The 15,935-nt window shown below is 74.6% G+C and carries 17 protein-coding genes; 11 read left to right on the forward strand and 6 right to left on the reverse strand.

The window, feature by feature from the left end; genetic code table 11:
- The 5 genes from ACI79Z_RS17700 (at nt 1) to ACI79Z_RS17720 (ending at nt 3,952) form a co-directional block, all read left to right on the forward strand.
- A complete protein-coding gene (locus ACI79Z_RS17700) occupies nt 1-969 on the forward strand; it encodes a F0F1 ATP synthase subunit gamma (protein WP_387992464.1) in 969 nt (322 codons plus the stop codon).
- Between the two features lie 63 nt (nt 970-1,032).
- Entirely contained in the window at nt 1,033-2,469 is a 1,437-nt protein-coding gene (gene atpD / locus ACI79Z_RS17705; RefSeq protein WP_387992467.1) for a F0F1 ATP synthase subunit beta, read from the forward strand.
- A 282-nt stretch (nt 2,470-2,751) separates the two neighbouring features.
- Entirely contained in the window at nt 2,752-2,976 is a 225-nt protein-coding gene (locus tag ACI79Z_RS17710; protein WP_387992470.1) for a hypothetical protein, read from the forward strand.
- A 153-nt stretch (nt 2,977-3,129) separates the two neighbouring features.
- Complete coding sequence (locus ACI79Z_RS17715) at nt 3,130-3,519, forward strand: F0F1 ATP synthase subunit epsilon (RefSeq protein ID WP_387992473.1); 390 nt, start codon at nt 3,130-3,132, stop codon at nt 3,517-3,519.
- A gap of 31 nt (nt 3,520-3,550) precedes the next feature.
- A complete protein-coding gene (locus ACI79Z_RS17720; protein WP_387992476.1) occupies nt 3,551-3,952 on the forward strand; it encodes a DUF2550 domain-containing protein in 402 nt (133 codons plus the stop codon).
- A gap of 9 nt (nt 3,953-3,961) precedes the next feature.
- Here ACI79Z_RS17720 and ACI79Z_RS17725 read toward each other — a convergent pair whose 3' ends face one another.
- Nucleotides 3,962-4,564 carry a cob(I)yrinic acid a,c-diamide adenosyltransferase gene (locus tag ACI79Z_RS17725; RefSeq protein WP_387992479.1) on the reverse strand — a complete coding sequence of 201 codons (603 nt, stop codon included), beginning with the start codon at nt 4,562-4,564 and terminating at the stop codon, nt 3,962-3,964.
- A gap of 89 nt (nt 4,565-4,653) precedes the next feature.
- Here ACI79Z_RS17725 and murA point away from each other — a divergent pair, with 89 nt between their 5' ends.
- On the forward strand, nt 4,654-5,940 hold the full coding sequence (gene murA / locus ACI79Z_RS17730; RefSeq protein WP_387992482.1) for a UDP-N-acetylglucosamine 1-carboxyvinyltransferase: 1,287 nt from the start codon (nt 4,654-4,656) through the stop codon (nt 5,938-5,940).
- Between the two features lie 13 nt (nt 5,941-5,953).
- Here murA and ACI79Z_RS17735 read toward each other — a convergent pair whose 3' ends face one another.
- On the reverse strand, nt 5,954-6,286 hold the full coding sequence (locus tag ACI79Z_RS17735; protein ID WP_387992485.1) for a hypothetical protein: 333 nt from the start codon (nt 6,284-6,286) through the stop codon (nt 5,954-5,956).
- Between the two features lie 126 nt (nt 6,287-6,412).
- On the opposite strand from ACI79Z_RS17735, the gene ACI79Z_RS17740 reads away from it, so the two are divergent.
- Entirely contained in the window at nt 6,413-8,431 is a 2,019-nt protein-coding gene (locus tag ACI79Z_RS17740) for a protein meaA (RefSeq protein ID WP_456903381.1), read from the forward strand.
- A gap of 65 nt (nt 8,432-8,496) precedes the next feature.
- On the opposite strand, the gene ACI79Z_RS17745 is transcribed toward ACI79Z_RS17740, so the two are convergent.
- Together ACI79Z_RS17745 and ACI79Z_RS17750 are read right to left on the reverse strand one after the other, a co-directional pair.
- Complete coding sequence (locus ACI79Z_RS17745) at nt 8,497-9,693, reverse strand: sensor domain-containing phosphodiesterase (protein WP_456903382.1); 1,197 nt, start codon at nt 9,691-9,693, stop codon at nt 8,497-8,499.
- Nucleotides 9,694-9,753: 60 nt separating this feature from the next.
- On the reverse strand, nt 9,754-10,479 hold the full coding sequence (locus tag ACI79Z_RS17750; protein WP_387992494.1) for a YqjF family protein: 726 nt from the start codon (nt 10,477-10,479) through the stop codon (nt 9,754-9,756).
- Nucleotides 10,480-10,538: 59 nt separating this feature from the next.
- Here ACI79Z_RS17750 and ACI79Z_RS17755 point away from each other — a divergent pair, with 59 nt between their 5' ends.
- Nucleotides 10,539-11,312 (forward strand): enoyl-CoA hydratase-related protein, encoded by a 774-nt coding sequence (locus ACI79Z_RS17755; RefSeq protein ID WP_456903383.1) that lies wholly within the window; start codon nt 10,539-10,541, stop codon nt 11,310-11,312.
- A gap of 7 nt (nt 11,313-11,319) precedes the next feature.
- On the opposite strand, the gene ACI79Z_RS17760 is transcribed toward ACI79Z_RS17755, so the two are convergent.
- Nucleotides 11,320-12,156 carry a hypothetical protein gene (locus ACI79Z_RS17760; protein WP_456903384.1) on the reverse strand — a complete coding sequence of 279 codons (837 nt, stop codon included), beginning with the start codon at nt 12,154-12,156 and terminating at the stop codon, nt 11,320-11,322.
- A 65-nt stretch (nt 12,157-12,221) separates the two neighbouring features.
- Between ACI79Z_RS17760 and nucS the strand changes: the two genes are divergently transcribed.
- The 3 genes from nucS (at nt 12,222) to ACI79Z_RS17775 (ending at nt 15,143) form a co-directional block, all read left to right on the forward strand.
- Nucleotides 12,222-12,893 carry an endonuclease NucS gene (gene nucS, locus ACI79Z_RS17765; RefSeq protein ID WP_387992502.1) on the forward strand — a complete coding sequence of 224 codons (672 nt, stop codon included), beginning with the start codon at nt 12,222-12,224 and terminating at the stop codon, nt 12,891-12,893.
- Between the two features lie 158 nt (nt 12,894-13,051).
- Nucleotides 13,052-14,833, forward strand: a complete 1,782-nt coding sequence (locus tag ACI79Z_RS17770; protein WP_387992505.1) for a 3-hydroxyacyl-CoA dehydrogenase family protein — start codon at nt 13,052-13,054, stop codon at nt 14,831-14,833.
- A 1-nt stretch (nt 14,834) separates the two neighbouring features.
- Entirely contained in the window at nt 14,835-15,143 is a 309-nt protein-coding gene (locus ACI79Z_RS17775; RefSeq protein WP_456903385.1) for a hypothetical protein, read from the forward strand.
- Nucleotides 15,144-15,209: 66 nt separating this feature from the next.
- Here the strand turns inward: ACI79Z_RS17775 and ACI79Z_RS17780 are convergent, their stop codons facing one another.
- Nucleotides 15,210-15,755, reverse strand: a complete 546-nt coding sequence (locus tag ACI79Z_RS17780; protein ID WP_456903386.1) for a class F sortase — start codon at nt 15,753-15,755, stop codon at nt 15,210-15,212.
- Nucleotides 15,756-15,935 lie beyond the last annotated feature (180 nt).

Genomic DNA, 15,935 nt, shown 5'->3' on the forward strand with positions numbered 1-15,935 from the left:
GTGGCCGGTTCCCTCCGCGCGCTGCGGCGCCGCATCCGCTCCACCCAGTCGACGAAGAAGATCTTCTCGGCCCAGGAGCTGATCGCCGGCGCCCGCATCGTGCGCGCCCAGGCCCGGGTGGAGGCGTCCAAGCCGTACGCCCGGGAGATCACCCGGGTCCTGTCCGCGCTGGCGTCGTCCGCCTCGCTCGAGCACCCGCTGCTCACCGAGCGGCAGTCGACCCGGCGCGCCGCGGTGCTGGTGGTCACCTCAGACCGCGGGTTCGCCGGCTCGTACAACGTCAACGTGCTGCGGCGCACCGAGGAGCTGCTGTCGCTGCTGCGGCAGGAGGGCAAGGAGCCGCAGGTCTACGTCATCGGCCGCAAGGGGGAGACCTACTACTCCTTCCGCAACCGGCCGGTGGTGCAGACCTTCACCGGGTTCTCCGAGCAGCCGGCCTACACCGACGCCCAGGAGGTCGGGCGCGTCCTCATCGACGCGTTCACCGCCGGGGCCGACGACGCCGACGGCGCGGGTCCTGACGGCGTGGCCGGCGTGGACGAGCTGCACATCGTCTACACCGAGTTCCGGTCGCTGCTCGCGCAGGTCCCGGTCGCCAAGCGGCTGGCCCCGCTGGAGGTCGAGGAGGTCGAGGAGTTCGACTTCGAGCGCGAGGACCGCGAGGCCGGGCGCACCGGCGACTCCGGGGTCCCCACCTCGTACGAGTTCGAGCCCTCGCCCGACGCGCTGCTCGACGCGCTGCTGCCGAAGTACGTCACCACCCGCATCTACGCGGCGCTGCTCGAGGCCGCGGCCTCGGAGTCGGCGTCGCGGCGGCGGGCGATGAAGTCGGCCTCGGACAACGCCGAGGAGCTGGCGAAGAGCCTCTCCCGCCAGGCCAACCAGGCGCGCCAGGCCGAGATCACCCAGGAGATCAGCGAGATCGTCGGTGGCGCCGACGCGCTGGTCGCAGCCAACGCCGACGACTGACCACCCCGGCCCCCGCCCGAGGCGGGGCCGGGTCTCCGATCCACCTGACCGAGGAGCCCCCTCATGACCGTCACCGAGGACCGTCCGACCACCCAGGCGACAGGCCGCGTCGTCCGGGTCACCGGGCCGGTCGTCGACGTCGAGTTCCCGCGCGACGCGATGCCCGACCTGTTCAACGCCCTCCGGGTCGACGTCGCGCTCGCCGACCTGAGCAAGACGCTGACCCTCGAGGTCGCCCAGCACCTGGGCGACAACGTGGTCCGCACCATCTCCATGCAGCCCACCGACGGCCTGGTCCGCGGCGCCGCGGTCAGTGACACCGGCGCCTCGATCAGCGTGCCGGTCGGCGACGTCACCAAGGGCCACGTGTTCAACGCCCTCGGCGACTGCCTGGACGCCCCCGGCCACGGCGCCGACGCCCCGCACTGGTCGATCCACCGGCACGCGCCGCGGTTCGACCAGCTCGAGGGCCGCACCGAGCTGCTTGAGACCGGCATCAAGGTCATCGACCTGCTCACCCCGTACGTGGCCGGCGGGAAGATCGGCCTGTTCGGCGGTGCCGGCGTGGGCAAAACCGTGCTGATCCAGGAGATGATCCGCCGGGTCGCCCAGGAGTTCGGTGGCGTGTCGGTGTTCGCCGGCGTCGGCGAGCGCACCCGCGAGGGCAACGACCTCATCACCGAGATGACCGAGTCCGGCGTCATCGAGTCCACCGCGCTGGTCTTCGGCCAGATGGACGAGCCGCCGGGCACCCGGCTGCGGGTGGCGCTGTCGGCGCTGACGATGGCGGAGTACTTCCGCGACGAGCAGAACCAGGACGTGCTGCTCTTCATCGACAACATCTTCCGGTTCACCCAGGCCGGGTCCGAGGTGTCCACGCTGCTGGGCCGCATGCCCTCCGCCGTGGGTTACCAGCCGACCCTCGCCGACGAGATGGGCGAGCTGCAGGAGCGGATCACCTCGACGCGGGGTCACTCGATCACCTCGCTGCAGGCGATCTACGTGCCCGCCGACGACATCACCGACCCGGCGCCGCACACCACGTTCGCCCACCTCGACGCGACGACGGTGCTTTCCCGGCCGATCTCGGAGAAGGGCATCTACCCGGCCGTCGACCCGCTCGACTCCACCAGCCGGATCCTCGACCCGCAGTACGTCGGCCAGGACCACTACCAGGTCGCGCAGACGGTCAAGCAGATCCTCCAGCGCTACCAGGAGCTGCAGGACATCATCGCGATCCTCGGCATCGACGAGCTCTCCGAGGAGGACAAGGTCACCGTGCAGCGCGCACGGCGGATCGAGCGGTTCCTCTCGCAGAACATGTTCGTGGCCGAGGCCTTCACCGGTCAGCCGGGCTCGTTCGTGCCGCTGTCGGAGACCCTCGAGGCCTTCAAGGCGCTCACCGAGGGCAACTACGACCACGTGCCCGAGCAGGCCTTCTTCATGTGCGGTGGGCTCGAGGACCTCGAGCGCAACGCGGAGAAGCTCAAGCGCGGCTGAGGAAGGACCCGTCCTCCTCGCCCCTCGCACGCTCGGGGTGAGCCTCCGGACGGGACCACACCACGTCACGGCCGGGTGTCCCTGCGGGGACGCCCGGCCGTCGTGCGTCCGGGTACCCCTCGTGTGAAGGACCGGTCACGCACGGTCGGGACCGGCCCGGGCGTGGCGCGCCGGGGGGTTGACGCACCCGCGCTCATGGGCAGGTGCCTTCCCGGGTGCACCTCGAGAGCGGGAGCCTTGCTGCCGATCGGACAGGTGGCGCCCGGAGGGACCGGACGCGCGGTGTGGGAGAAGACCATGGAGTGGCTGGACGCGACCAGCACCGACGGCACGGTGACCCGGCTGCCGGCCGGGACCGCCGATCCCGGGTGGACCTGGCCGCCGACGTCCGTACCGCACGTGCACGACATCGCCTACGACACCGAGGAGTGGGCACCCGCCTCGACGGTGCGCCACCCGTGGGTCCGCGTCGGCCGCTGGACCCTGCTCTACCGTCGCGCCGCCTGACGGAGGACCGGGTCCGCCGCCCGGCCGGGTGACCGCCGGGCGGCCCGCGCCGGGTGGTCGGGGTCCCGCGGCTAGAGTGGGCGACGACCGTCGCCGTGCCCGTTTCCCGGCCGGCGTCCCAGCACCGCCCGTCGGTGGACCCGGAGGAGTGTCGTGGCGACCCTGCAGGTCGAGTTGGTGGCCGTCGAGCGGACCATCTGGTCGGGTGAGGCGAGCATGGTCATCGCCCGCACGACCGAGGGCGAGATCGGCGTCCTGCCCGGCCACGCCCCGCTGCTCGGCGAGCTCGCCCCCGGTGGCGTCGTCACCGTCCGGACGACCGAGGGCCCGGACATGGTCGTCGCCGCCCACGGCGGCTTCCTGTCGGTGACGCCCAAGGGCGTGTCCATCCTCGCCGAGACCGCGGAGATCTCCTCCGAGATCGACGTCGAGCGGGCCCGCGAGGCGCTGCGCCGCGCCGAGTCCGCCGGCGACGACCCCGAGGCCCTCGCCGCCGCCCGCCGCGCCCAGTCCCGCCTGCGGGCCGCCGGACAGGCCGACTGACCCGACCGGACCCCGCCCGCCCCGGCCGACGGTGACCACCGCCCTGCTCGTCCTCGCCGGGGTGCTGGTCGTCGTCCTGGTGGTCGCCTTCCTCATCCGACGCCGGCTGCTGCTCTCCGGCCTCGGCGCGGTGACGATGTGGCTGCGCCCGGTCGGCAGCTCCCGGTGGTCGGTGGGCGTCGCCTGGTACGGGGGAGAGGCGCTGCTCTGGTACCGGGCGCTGTCGCTGTCGGTCCGTCCGCAGCAGCGGCTGTGCCGCACGGAGGTGCAGGTCGAGGGCCGGCGGCCCCCCGGCCGGGACGACGTCGCCCTGCCCGACGATGCCGTCGTCCTGACCTGCGCCACCGGCGCCGGCCGCAAGGAGCTGGCCATGGACCCCTCCACGGTGACGGGGTTCCTCTCCTGGGTGGAGTCGGCCCCGCCCGTGCACTAGGGGCCTGAGTCAGCCCTGCGCGGCCCGCTGGGCGTGGACGCCGCTGTGCGCCCCGGGCTCCCACAGGACGTCGCCGCCGGGGTTGGCCTCGCGGGCGAGGATGAACAGCAGGTCCGAGAGCCGGTTGAGGTAGCGGGCGGTCTCCGGGTTGGTGCGCTCGCCGTCGGCCTCCAGCAGCGCCCACACGCTGCGCTCGGCCCGCCGGACGACCACCCGCGCCTGGTGCAGCAGCGCCGCCAGCGGCGTCCCGCCGGGCAGCACGAAGCTGGTCAGCGTCGGCAGCGCCTCGTTGTGCTCGTCGCAGGCCGCCTCCAGCCGCTCGGTGTAGGCGGCGGTCACCCGCAGCGGCGGGTGCGCGGGGTCGGGCACCACGGGCGTGGACAGGTCGGCGCCGACGTCGAACAGGTCGTTCTGCACGCTGCGCACGAGCTCGACCAGCTCGGGCGACGGCGCGCCCAGCGCCAGGGCCACGCCGAGCACGCTGTTGGCCTCGTCGACGTCGGCGTAGGCGACCAGCCGCGGGTCGGTCTTGGCCACCCGGCTCATGTCGCCCAGGTGCGTCTGCCCGGCGTCACCGGTCTTCGTGTAGATGCGGGTGAGCCGGACCGTCATGGTCGCCCAGCCTAGGCGCTGCTGCGGGCGCGCCCGCCGGCCTGGGACGCTGCCCGGAGCCGCCCGCGCACGCGCCGTAGGGTGGTCGGGTGCAGTGCTTCGAGGTGACCGGCGGCACCGCCCTCAGGGGCCGGGTACGGGTCACGGGGGCGAAGAACAGCGCCCTCAAGCTCATGGCGGCCGCGCTCCTGGCCTCCGGGCGGACGACGATCGACGAGGTCCCCGACATCCTCGACGTCGCGATCATGAGCGAGGTGCTGCGCCGGCTCGGCTGCGGCGTCGGCTACGAGCGCTCGGGGCAGCCCGGGGGCGGCGGCCGGGTCGTCGTCGACGTGCCGGAGGACCCCGCCACCGAGACCGACTACGACCTGGTCCGCAAGATGCGCGCCTCGATCAGCGTGCTCGGCCCGCTGGTCGCCCGCTGCGGCAGCGCCCGGGTGGCGCTGCCCGGCGGCGACGCGATCGGCTCCCGCGGACTGGACATGCACATCTCCGGCCTGGAGCGGCTCGGCGCCTCGATCCACAGCGAGCACGGCTTCCTCGTCGCCTCCGCGCCGCGGCTGGTGGGCACCTCGATCTGGCTGGACTTCCCGTCGGTCGGCGCCACGGAGAACCTGCTCATGGCCGCGGTCCTGGCCGAGGGGACGACGGTCATCGACAACGCCGCCCGCGAGCCGGAGATCGTCGACATCTGCTCGATGCTCACCGCGATGGGCGCCCGCATCGACGGCGCGGGCACCTCCACGCTCACCGTCGAGGGCGTCGACGCGCTGTCGCCGGTGACCTACTCGACGGTGCCCGACCGCATCGTCGCCGGGACGTGGGCGATCGGCGCGGTGATGACCCGCGGCGACGTCGTCGTCGAGCGGGCCGTCCCCGACCACCTCGCCGTCCCGCTGGACAAGCTGGTCAGCGCCGGCGCCACCGTGGAGGTCGTCGAGAACGGCGTCCGGATCGCCATGGACGAGCGGCCGCGCGGGGTCGACGTCGTCACGCTGCCGTTCCCCGGGTTCCCGACCGACCTGCAGCCGATGGCGGTCGCGCTGGCCGCGGTGTCCACCGGCACGGCCCTGATCACCGAGAACGTGTTCGAGGGCCGGTTCATGTTCGTCAACGAGCTGGTGCGCCTGGGCGCCGACGTGCGCATCGACGGCCACCACGCCGTCGTGCGCGGGCGGGAGCGGCTGTCGTCGGCGCCCGTGGTGGCCACCGACATCCGCGCCGGCGCCGGGCTGGTGCTGGCCGGGCTGCTGTCCGACGGCGTCACCGAGGTGCAGGACGTGCACCACGTCGACCGCGGCTACCCCGACTTCGTCGAGCAGCTGCGCGGCCTGGGCGTGCAGATCGAGCGCGTCGAGCGCCCGGGCGACCTCTGAGCCCGCGGGAGGGCTACGCCGCGGGGAAGGAGGACGCGAGCGCCCGGGCGCGGGCGGCGTCCTCGGGGAAGACCAGCACGTCGGCGCGGTGCGCCTCGGGGAAGCGGACCGTCGAGCGGATCCCGGCGTCGGAGAGCACCGCGCGCAGCGCGAGCGCCGACTCGCGGCGGGACAGCGTGGCGACCCGCGTGAGCAGACCGTCGTCGGTGGGTGGGGGACGGCGCCGGCGCACGCCCCCGGTGGGGCTCCCGCCGAAGGCCCAGCGCATGAAGAGGGCCAGCAGCACCATGACGACGATCGCGATGACCGGTCCGGCGATGTAGCTCAGACTGCCCGGCTGCAGCACGGCGCCTCCCCTCGGCGGGCGGCGTCCGGGCCTCTCCCGGCCCGGTCGCACACGACCGAGTGTGCCACCGCGGGGCTCCCGGACCGGTGCTGCTACTGGCCGGTAACACCCCTAGACTCCGCTGGCATGCCGTTCCCTTCATCGCCGAAGGAGCGCGACCGTCCCTGGGTCATGCGCACCTACGCCGGCCACTCCTCGCCGGCCGAGTCCAACGCGCTCTACCGCCGGAACCTGGCGAAGGGGCAGACCGGCCTGTCGGTCGCCTTCGACCTGCCGACGCAGACCGGCTACGACCCCGACGACGAGCTCGCCGTCGGTGAGGTCGGCAAGGTCGGCGTCCCGGTGACGCACATCGGCGACATGCGGGCGCTGTTCGACGGCATCCCGCTCGACGAGATGAACACGTCGATGACGATCAACGCCACCGCCATGTGGCTGCTCGCGCTCTACCAGGCGGTCGCCGAGGAGCACGGGCACGACGTCGCGAAGCTCGCCGGGACGACGCAGAACGACATCATCAAGGAGTACCTGTCGCGGGGGACCTACGTGTTCCCGCCCGGGCCCTCGATGCGGCTGATCACCGACATGGTCGCCTACACGGTGACGGCGATGCCGAAGTGGAACCCGATCAACATCTGCAGCTACCACCTGCAGGAGGCCGGGGCGACGCCGGTGCAGGAGATCGCCTACGCGATGAGCACCGCGATCGCCGTCCTGGACTCGGTGCGCGACTCCGGCCAGGTGCCGCAGGAGCGCTTCGGCGAGGTGGTCGCGCGCATCTCCTTCTTCGTCAACGCGGGCGTCCGCTTCGTCGAGGAGATGTGCAAGATGCGCGCCTTCACCCAGCTCTGGGACGAGCTGACGCAGGAGCGCTACGGCGTGCAGGACCCCAGGCACCGCCGCTTCCGCTACGGCGTGCAGGTCAACTCCCTGGGCCTGACCGAGGCGCAGCCGGAGAACAACGTGCAGCGGATCGTGCTGGAGATGCTCGCGGTCACGCTGTCCAGGGACGCCCGCGCCCGCGCGGTGCAGCTGCCGGCGTGGAACGAGGCGCTGGGCCTGCCCCGGCCGTGGGACCAGCAGTGGTCGCTGCGGCTGCAGCAGGTGCTCGCCTACGAGACCGACCTGCTCGAGTACGACGACCTGTTCACCGGGTCGGTCGTCGTGGAGCGGAAGGTGTCCGAGCTGGTCGAGGGCGCCCGCGCCGAGATCGCCCGGGTGCAGGAGATGGGCGGGGCGGTGGCCGCCGTCGAGTCCGGCTACATGAAGGGGCAGCTCGTCGCCTCGCTGGCCGAGCGGCGGCGCCGGATGGAGAACGGCGAGGACGTCGTCGTCGGCGTCAACCGGTTCGAGGGCACCGAGCCCAACCCGCTGCTGGCCGACCTCGACGCCGCCATCCAGGTCGTCGACCCCGCCGTCGAGAACGCCGCCCAGGAGGCGGTGCGGAAGTGGCGGGCCGAGCGCGACCCGGCGCCGGTGGAGGCCGCGCTGGCCGCGCTGCGGGAGGCCGCCGGCAGCGACGTCAACCTCATGGAGGCGACCCTGCGGTGCGCCCGGGCGGGCGTGACGACGGGGGAGTGGGCCGGCGTGCTGCGCGAGGTGTTCGGCGAGTACCGCGCCCCCACCGGCGTGGCCGCGGCCACCGGCGGCGGCGAGGCCGACGAGACGCTGGCGCGGGTCCGCGAGCGGGTGCGCGCCACCGGCGAGGAGCTCGGCGGGCGGCTGCGGTTCCTGGTCGGCAAGCCCGGCCTCGACGGGCACTCCAACGGCGCGGAGCAGATCGCCGTCCGCGCCCGCGACGCCGGCTTCGAGGTGGTCTACCAGGGCATCCGGCTCACGCCCGCGCAGATCGTCTCGGCCGCGATCGAGGAGGACGTGCACGTCGTCGGGCTGTCGGTGCTCTCCGGCTCGCACCTGCAGGTGGTGCCGGCGGTGCTGCGGGGCCTGCAGGAGGCCGGCCTGGACGACGTCCCGGTCGTCGTCGGCGGGATCATCCCCGACAGCGACGCCCGCCGGCTGCGCGAGCAGGGCGTGGCCCGGGTGTTCACGCCGAAGGACTTCGGGCTCACCGACATCATGGGCCAGGTCGTGGACGTGGTCCGCGAGGCGAACGGCCTCGACGAGCGGGTGCCCGCCTCCGTCTGAGCCGCCGGCCCGGCCCCGTCCAGGGCACCGCCCCGAGCCCGCGAGGGGGAGGGCGGGGTCCTCGCTCAGGAGATCGGCGCCGGCCGGCCGAACAGGTGGCCCTGGCCGTAGCGGACGCCGCGGGAGAGCAGGGCGTCGCGCTCGGCGGTGGTCTCGATGCCCTCGGCCACCAGCGTGGCGCCGGTGTCGGCGGCGAAGGCCACCATCGCCGCGGTCATTGCCTGCCGCGCCGGGTCGACGTCGACCCCGCTGACCAGCGCGATGTCGAGCTTGATGGTGTCCGGCCGCAGCCGCAGGATGTGCCGCAGGCTCGCGTAGCCGGCGCCGGCGTCGTCGATGCTGAGCCGGATCCCGGCCGCCCGCAGCGGCGCCAGCGCGCCCAGGACCGGCCCGTAGTCCGCGATCGGGCTGTGCTCGGTGATCTCCACGGTCAGCGCCGTCCGCCGGACGCCCTCGAGGAGCGCCTCGCCGACCTCGGGCGCGAGCAGCGCCTCGGGGGAGAGGTTGACCGCCAGCCGCAGGCCCCGCGGCAGCCGGTCCCCGGCCTCCAGGGCGGCGTGCACGGCCAGCAGCTCCAGCTCCACGCCCAGGCCGACGACCGCGGCGTCGGCGAACAGCGTCGCCGGGCTGCCCTCGCTGCCGGGGAAGCGGGACAGCGCCTCGTGCGCGACGACGGTGCCGCTGTGCATGTCGACGACCGGCTGGACGTGCACCTCCACCGCGCGCCGCTCCAGGACGTCGCAGACCCGCGCGTGCCGGGCGGCCAGCTCGGTCTGGGCGGCCTCCTCGGCGGTCAGCCGCTCGCCGATCAGCTCGGCGAGCATCTCCACCGTCCGCACCGACGAGCCGTCCAGCTGCTCGCCGGCGTCCCGGCTGATGCAGCACAGCATCCCGAGCGGGCGCCGGTCCTCGCCGCGCACCGGGGCGCCGACGTAGGAGCCGATCCCCAGCTGCCGGGTGACCGCGAGCTCGCGGGTGACCGGGTTGCGGTCGGCGCCGGTGACCACCGGCGGCAGCTGGCCGGACAGCACCCGCACGCAGAAGGACTCCTCGAGCGGCATCGACATGCCCTCGGAGACGTTCATGGCGCCGAGCTCGCCGGTGGCCGAGGCGATCTCCTGGCGGTCCTCGGTGAACACCGACAACCAGGCGACGTCCATCCCGAGCCGGGCGCGCGCGAGGTCGAGCAGGCGGTGCACCCAGTCCTCGTCGGCGTCGTCGGTCGTCGGGCCGGCGGTCGCCACGGGCTGCGGTGCTCCCACCCGGGCAGTGTCGCGGCTGCGCCCCGTCTTGCCCAGGGGGTTGCGGAACGGCTCCGTGCGTCAGACCCGGGGGCCGAAGCGGACGTCGACGCCGGGGGAGAACAGCACGCTGTCCGGCGGGCCGCCGACGCCGGGCAGCCCGGCCGCGGCGAGCAGGTCGCCGTCCCAGGTCAGGAGCTCGGCGCGGTGCAGCGGCCAGGCCGGGTGCTCGTTGGGCCAGTAGCGCGTGCGGCCCCGGCTCGTCTGGTGCAGCCCCCAGCGGCCGGTGAGGAAGCGCTCCAGCGGACCGGGCCGCTCCAGCCGCGGACCCACCCGCACCTCGATCCGGCCGCCGGCGCCGCGCGGCCCGGGCCAGCGCCGCCGGCTGGTGTAGGTCAGCAGGTCGCCGTCGCGGGTCAGGCGCATCCGCGACCACAGGTAGGGCAGCCCCGCGGCGCGGGCGACCAGGACCGGGAGCAGCCGGTCGGCGTCGAGGGACGCGAAGACGACGCCGCGCCGGCCCTCCCCGTCCACGGAGTACAGGCGCACGTTGGTCTCGAGGAACGAGCCGACGTAGGGCAGGCCGGGCGAGCCGAGGACGCCGATGCGGCGCATGCGGAAGGGCACCAGCCCCACCCAGCTGCGCCCGTCCGGGGTGGTGTCCGGCCGGGTGCCCGGCGGCAGCAGCGGCGCGACGACGTCCGGGTCGACCGCCCAGTGCAGGAAGGCGACGTCCCGCCAGCCCTGCGTGAACAGCGTCCGCCCGGCGGCGCGGGGCGCGGTGTCGGTGACCTCCTCGGCGTCCACCCCTCCAGCGTCCCCAGCCGCGTTGCCCCCGACCGGCCACCCGTGGTGAGGTCGGTCACGTGACCGCCGAGGGAGCTCCCCGCGTCGAGCGCGACGGCGACGTCGTCCGCATCACCATGTGCCGCCCGCAGCGGCGCAACGCGCTGTCCCGCGACCACCTCACCCAGCTGCTGGCCGCCGTCACCGACGCCGGCGGCAGCGACGCGGCGGGCATCGTCCTCGGCGCGGAGGGGCCGGTGTTCAGCGCCGGGCACGACTTCCGGGACGTCGTCGACCGGCCGGTGACCGAGGTCCGCAGCCTGCTCGCCCTGTGCACCGAGCTGGTGCAGACGCTGCAGGACGTGCCGCAGGTCGTCGTCGCGCGGGTGCACGCCCTGGCCACCGCCGCGGGCTGCCAGCTGGTCGCCTCCTGCGACCTCGCGGTGGCCGCGGAGTCGGCCGGCTTCGCCGCCCCGGGCGGGAAGGGCGGCTGGTTCTGCCACACGCCGATGGTGGCGATCGCCCGCAACGTCGGCCGCAAGCGGGCGATGGAGCTGGCGCTCACCGGCGACGTCATCGACGCGCGGACCGCGCTGGAGTGGGGGCTGGTCAACCGGGTCGTGCCCGACGGCGAGCTCGACGCCGCCGTCGACGAGCTCGTGGCCCGGGCCACCCGCGGCTCGCGGGCGAGCAAGGCGTGGGGCAAGCGGACGATGTACGCCCAGCTCGACCGGACCGAGCGGGACGCCTACGCCGTCGCCGTCGAGGTGATGGCGTCGGCCAGCCAGATCGACGGCGCCCGCGAGGGCATGCGGTCGTTCCTGGAGAAGCGCCCGCCGGCCTGGACCGACTGAGGCCGGGTCACCCGGTCAGGTCGGCGCAGCCGGTCTCGTGCGGGAGCACCGGCCGGAACGCGATCGACCAGCGGGCGCCGTCGGGGGTGGCCCACGGCGTGAGCACGTTCGCCGTCGCGGCGGCCGCGAGCACGTCGGCCGCCTGCTGCCCGGTGGCGCTCACGCAGGTCAGCCCGGCGCCCAGCGGCGTGCCGGGCAGCCCGGGACCCGGCCAGGCGACGTCGGGCTGGAGGAATTCCGGGTCGCCGCCGGTGTGGGGCTGGACCACCGCGGCGACCGTCTGCGGCACGTAGGACTCCGCCGGGCCCGCGGCGGCCAGGCCGGTGAGCTCGTCGACGAGGTCCTGCAGCCGCCCGCGGGCCTCGGCCTGCTCCGGGGTCAGCGACCCGTCGGGGGTCTCGGCCAGGGCGTACACCTCGCGGACCGCGGTGCCCTCGCCGGTGGTCAGGGTGATGCGGGTGGTGGGCGCGTCGGCGACCGGCGGCTCGCCGAGGTCGGCGTCCTCCGTCACCCCGGCGTCGACGGCGCGGTCGAGCAGGTCGCGGACGGTGGCCTCGCCGACCTCGGTCACCTGCACGTTCGGCAGCGCGGGCGAGGGCCAGATCTCGATCTGCGGGCCCTCGGTGAACACCCGGCCGTCGCCGTAGACGGTGACCAGCGGCAGGCGGGTGGCCAGGTCCTCCGGGGGCACGAAGCCGCCGGTGTGCTCGACCTGCAGCACGGGCCCCGCGGGCAGGGGGTCGGGCGACGGCGCCGCGGCGTCGGTCCCGTCCTGCGCGCACCCGGCCAGCGCCAGCGCACCGGCCAGCAGCGCGGCCGCGCGCACCGTCGACGTCGTCGTCACGGTCCTGCGACGCGCGACCCGGCTCGGCGGTTCCCGTCGTGACCGGACCGGTACCGTCGGCCCCCGTGCGTCTGGTCATCGCCCGCTGCTCGGTCGACTACATCGGGCGGCTGACCGCCCACCTGCCCATGGCCTCGCGGCTGCTGCTGGTCAAGGCCGACGGCTCGGTGTCGGTGCACGCCGACGACCGCGCCTACAAGCCGCTGAACTGGATGAGCCCGCCGTGCACGCTCCGGGACGAGCTCGTCGACGGGTCCGGCACCTGGACGGTCACCAACAAGGCCGGTGAGCAGCTGGTCATCACCATCGAGTCGGTCGAGCACGACTCCGCGCACGAGCTGGGCGTGGACCCCGGCCTGCAGAAGGACGGCGTCGAGGCCGAGCTGCAGCGGCTGCTCGCGCTGCACGTGGAGACCTTCGGGCAGGGCTGGTCGCTGGTCCGCCGCGAGTACCCGACGGCGATCGGCCCGGTCGACCTGCTCTGCCGCGACGCCGACGGGCGCACCGTCGCCGTGGAGGTCAAGCGGCGCGGCGAGATCGACGGCGTCGAGCAGCTGACCCGCTACCTCGAGCTGCTCAACCGCGACCCCCTGCTGGCCCCGGTCAAGGGCGTGTTCGCCGCGCAGGAGATCAAGCCGCAGGCGCGGGTGCTCGCCGGCGACCGCGGCATCGAGTGCGTGACCGTCGACTACGCCGTCCTCAAGGGCACCGACGACCCCACCCAGCGCCTGTTCTGAGACCGCCACCCACCGCGTGAGGACCCCGTCCTCCCCACCCTTCGCGAGCTCGGGGCGGGACCCTGGACGGGGCCAGGGAGGGACCTACCGGCCGGTAGCGGACGCGGGCCGTCCGGGTGGGAGACTGCCCCGGTCAACGCACGGGAGGAGATGGCAGCGTGGCCAGAGAACTGACCGAGGTCGGCGTGGTGGGCCTGGGCACCATGGGTGCGGGCATCGCCGAGGTGCTGGCCCGCGCGGGCCTGTCCGTGACGGCCGTGGAGGTCGGCGACGACGCGCTGGCCCGCGGCCGCGGGCACGTCGAGCAGTCCACCGGGAAAGCGGTCGCGCGCGGCAAGCTCGACGAGGCCGAGCGCGAGGCGATCCTCGGGCGGATCCGCTTCACCACGTCGCTGGAGGACCTCGCCGTCGCGGAGCTGGTCATCGAGGCCGTCCCGGAGCGGATGGAGCTCAAGGCCGAGCTGTTCGCGAAGCTGGACAAGATCTGCCCGCCGGACACCATCCTCGCGACCAACACCTCCAGCCTGTCGGTGACCGAGCTGTCGGTGGCCACCGGCCGGCCGAGCAAGGTCATCGGGATGCACTTCTTCAACCCGGCGCCGGTCATGAAGCTGGTCGAGGTCGTGCGGACCGTCGTCACCGAGCCCGCGGTCATCGAGGACGTCGAGGCCCTGGCCGAGCGGCTGGGCAAGGTCGACGTGACCATCGGCGACAAGGCCGGCTTCATCGCCAACGCGCTGCTGTTCGGCTACCTCAACCACGCGGTCTCCATGTACGAGAACCGCTACGCCAGCCGCGAGGACATCGACGCCGCCATGCGGCTGGGCTGCGGCCTGCCGATGGGCCCGCTCGCGCTCATGGACCTCATCGGGATCGACACCGCCTACGAGATCCTCGACACGATGTACAAGCAGTCGCGCAACCGGCTGCACGCGCCCAGCCCGGTCATCAAGCAGATGATGACCGCGGGCCTGCTGGGCCGGAAGTCCGGCCGCGGCTTCTACACCTACGCCGCGCCCGGCTCCGCCGAGGTCGTGCCCGACGAGCGCACCCCGGCCGCCGGCGGCGCCGCCGAGGGCGCCCGCCCCGTGTCGAAGATCGGCGTCGTCGGCTCCGGGACGATGGCCACCGGCATCGTCGAGGTCGCCGCCAAGGGCGGCTACGAGGTCGTCTTCGTGGCCCGCACCCTCGACAAGGTCGAGGCCGTGCACACCGCGCTGCGCAGGTCGCTGGACAAGCAGGTCGCGCGCGGGCGGCTCGACGAGGCCGGCCGGGACGAGGTGCTCGCCCGGGTCACCGGGACGGCGTCGCTGGACGACCTCGCCGACGTCGACCTGGTCATCGAGGCCGTCGTCGAGCACCTGGCCACCAAGCAGGCGCTGTTCGCCAACCTCGGCGAGATCTGCAAGCCCGGCGCGGTGCTGGCCACGACGACGTCGAGCCTGCCGGTCATCGAGTGCGCCAAGGCCAGCGAGCGCCCCGCCGACGTCGTCGGCCTGCACTTCTTCAACCCCGCGCCGGTGATGAAGCTGGTCGAGGTGGTCAGCACCATCGCCACCGCCCCCGACGTCGCGGCCACCGCCCACGCGGTCTGCGCGCAGCTCGGCAAGCACGCGGTGTCCTGCACGGACCGGGCCGGGTTCATCGTCAACGCGCTGCTGTTCCCGTACCTGAACGACGCGGTGAAGATGCTCGAGGCGCACTACGCGACCGCCGACGACATCGACGCCGCCATGAAGGTCGGCTGCGGCTACCCGATGGGCCCGTTCGAGCTGCTCGACGTCGTCGGCCTCGACGTGTCGCTGGCCATCGAGCGCGAGCTGTACACCGAGTTCCGCGAGCCCGGGTTCGCGCCCGCGCCGCTGCTCGAGCACCTGGTCACCGCCGGCTACCTGGGCCGCAAGACCGGCCGCGGGTTCCGGGACTACTCCCGGCGCTGAGGTGCCCCGCAGGGGACGACGCAGCGGGGGGCGGCCGGCCGGCCGCCCCCCGCTCGCGCGTCGGAGCGAGGAGGTCGAGGAGGCCGCCGATGGCGACTGGGTCGTCCGCTGGCTGACCGGGGCGGCGAGCACCAAGCCCTACCGCTGCCCGGGCTGCGACCAGGAGATCCGGCCGGGCACCCCGCACGTGGTCAGCTGGCCGGCCTACGCCCGCGACTCGGACCTGGAGCCCTGGGACACCGACTCCGCCGCCGACCTGCGCCGGCACTGGCACACCGCCTGCTGGCAGGCCCGCGACCGCCGCCGCTGACGGAGGACCTCCTCGCCCCACACCGCTCGCAGGCCCGCGGCGGGCCCCTGCGAGGAGGCCGTTCCCTCACCTCGCGGTCGCGAAGACGACGACGTTGTCCTCGTAGCTGCGCGCCGAGCGGTCGAAGTCGCCGCCGCAGGTGACCAGCCGCAGCTGGGCGTCCGCCGTCGGCCCGTACACGGCCGCGGTGGGGAAGGCGTCCTTCGGGTGCCGCTCGACCCGGCTGACGGTGAACGCGACGGTGCTGCCGTCGGCGCGGTCGACGAGCACCTCGTCCCCGGCAGCGAGCTCGCGCAGGCGCCAGAAGACCGCCGGGCCGCTGCGGGAGTCGACGTGCCCGGCCAGCACCGCCGGGCCGACGTCACCCGGCGCCGGGCCGCCGGTGTACCAGCCGGCCGCCGCCGGGTCGGCCGGGGCCGCCAGCGCGCCGGTGGCGTCGAGGCCGAGGTCGACCAGCCCGCTGTCGAGACCGATGGCCGGCGCCCGCACCCGGACCGGCGGCGCGGCCGCGGGAGCCGACCGCTGCGCGAGCACGACCGGCCCTGAGACCGTGGCGGTCGGCGTGCCGGCGGCGGCCGGCGGGGGAGCGGCCGGCCCCCGCAGGGCGACCACCCCCGCGGCGAGGGCGAGGACGGCCAGCGCCGGCCGCAGCAGGCCCGCGCGGCTCCGGGGCGCGCGGTGCCGGGACCGGCGTGCGCGGTGGTGGGCGGCCGGCCGGGGGGGGGGGGGGGGGGGGGGGGGGCGGGGGGGGGGGGGGGGGGGGGGGGGGGGGGGGGGGGGGGGGGGGGGGGG

The sequence above is a fragment of the Geodermatophilus sp. SYSU D00663 genome (genome assembly GCF_054050655.1).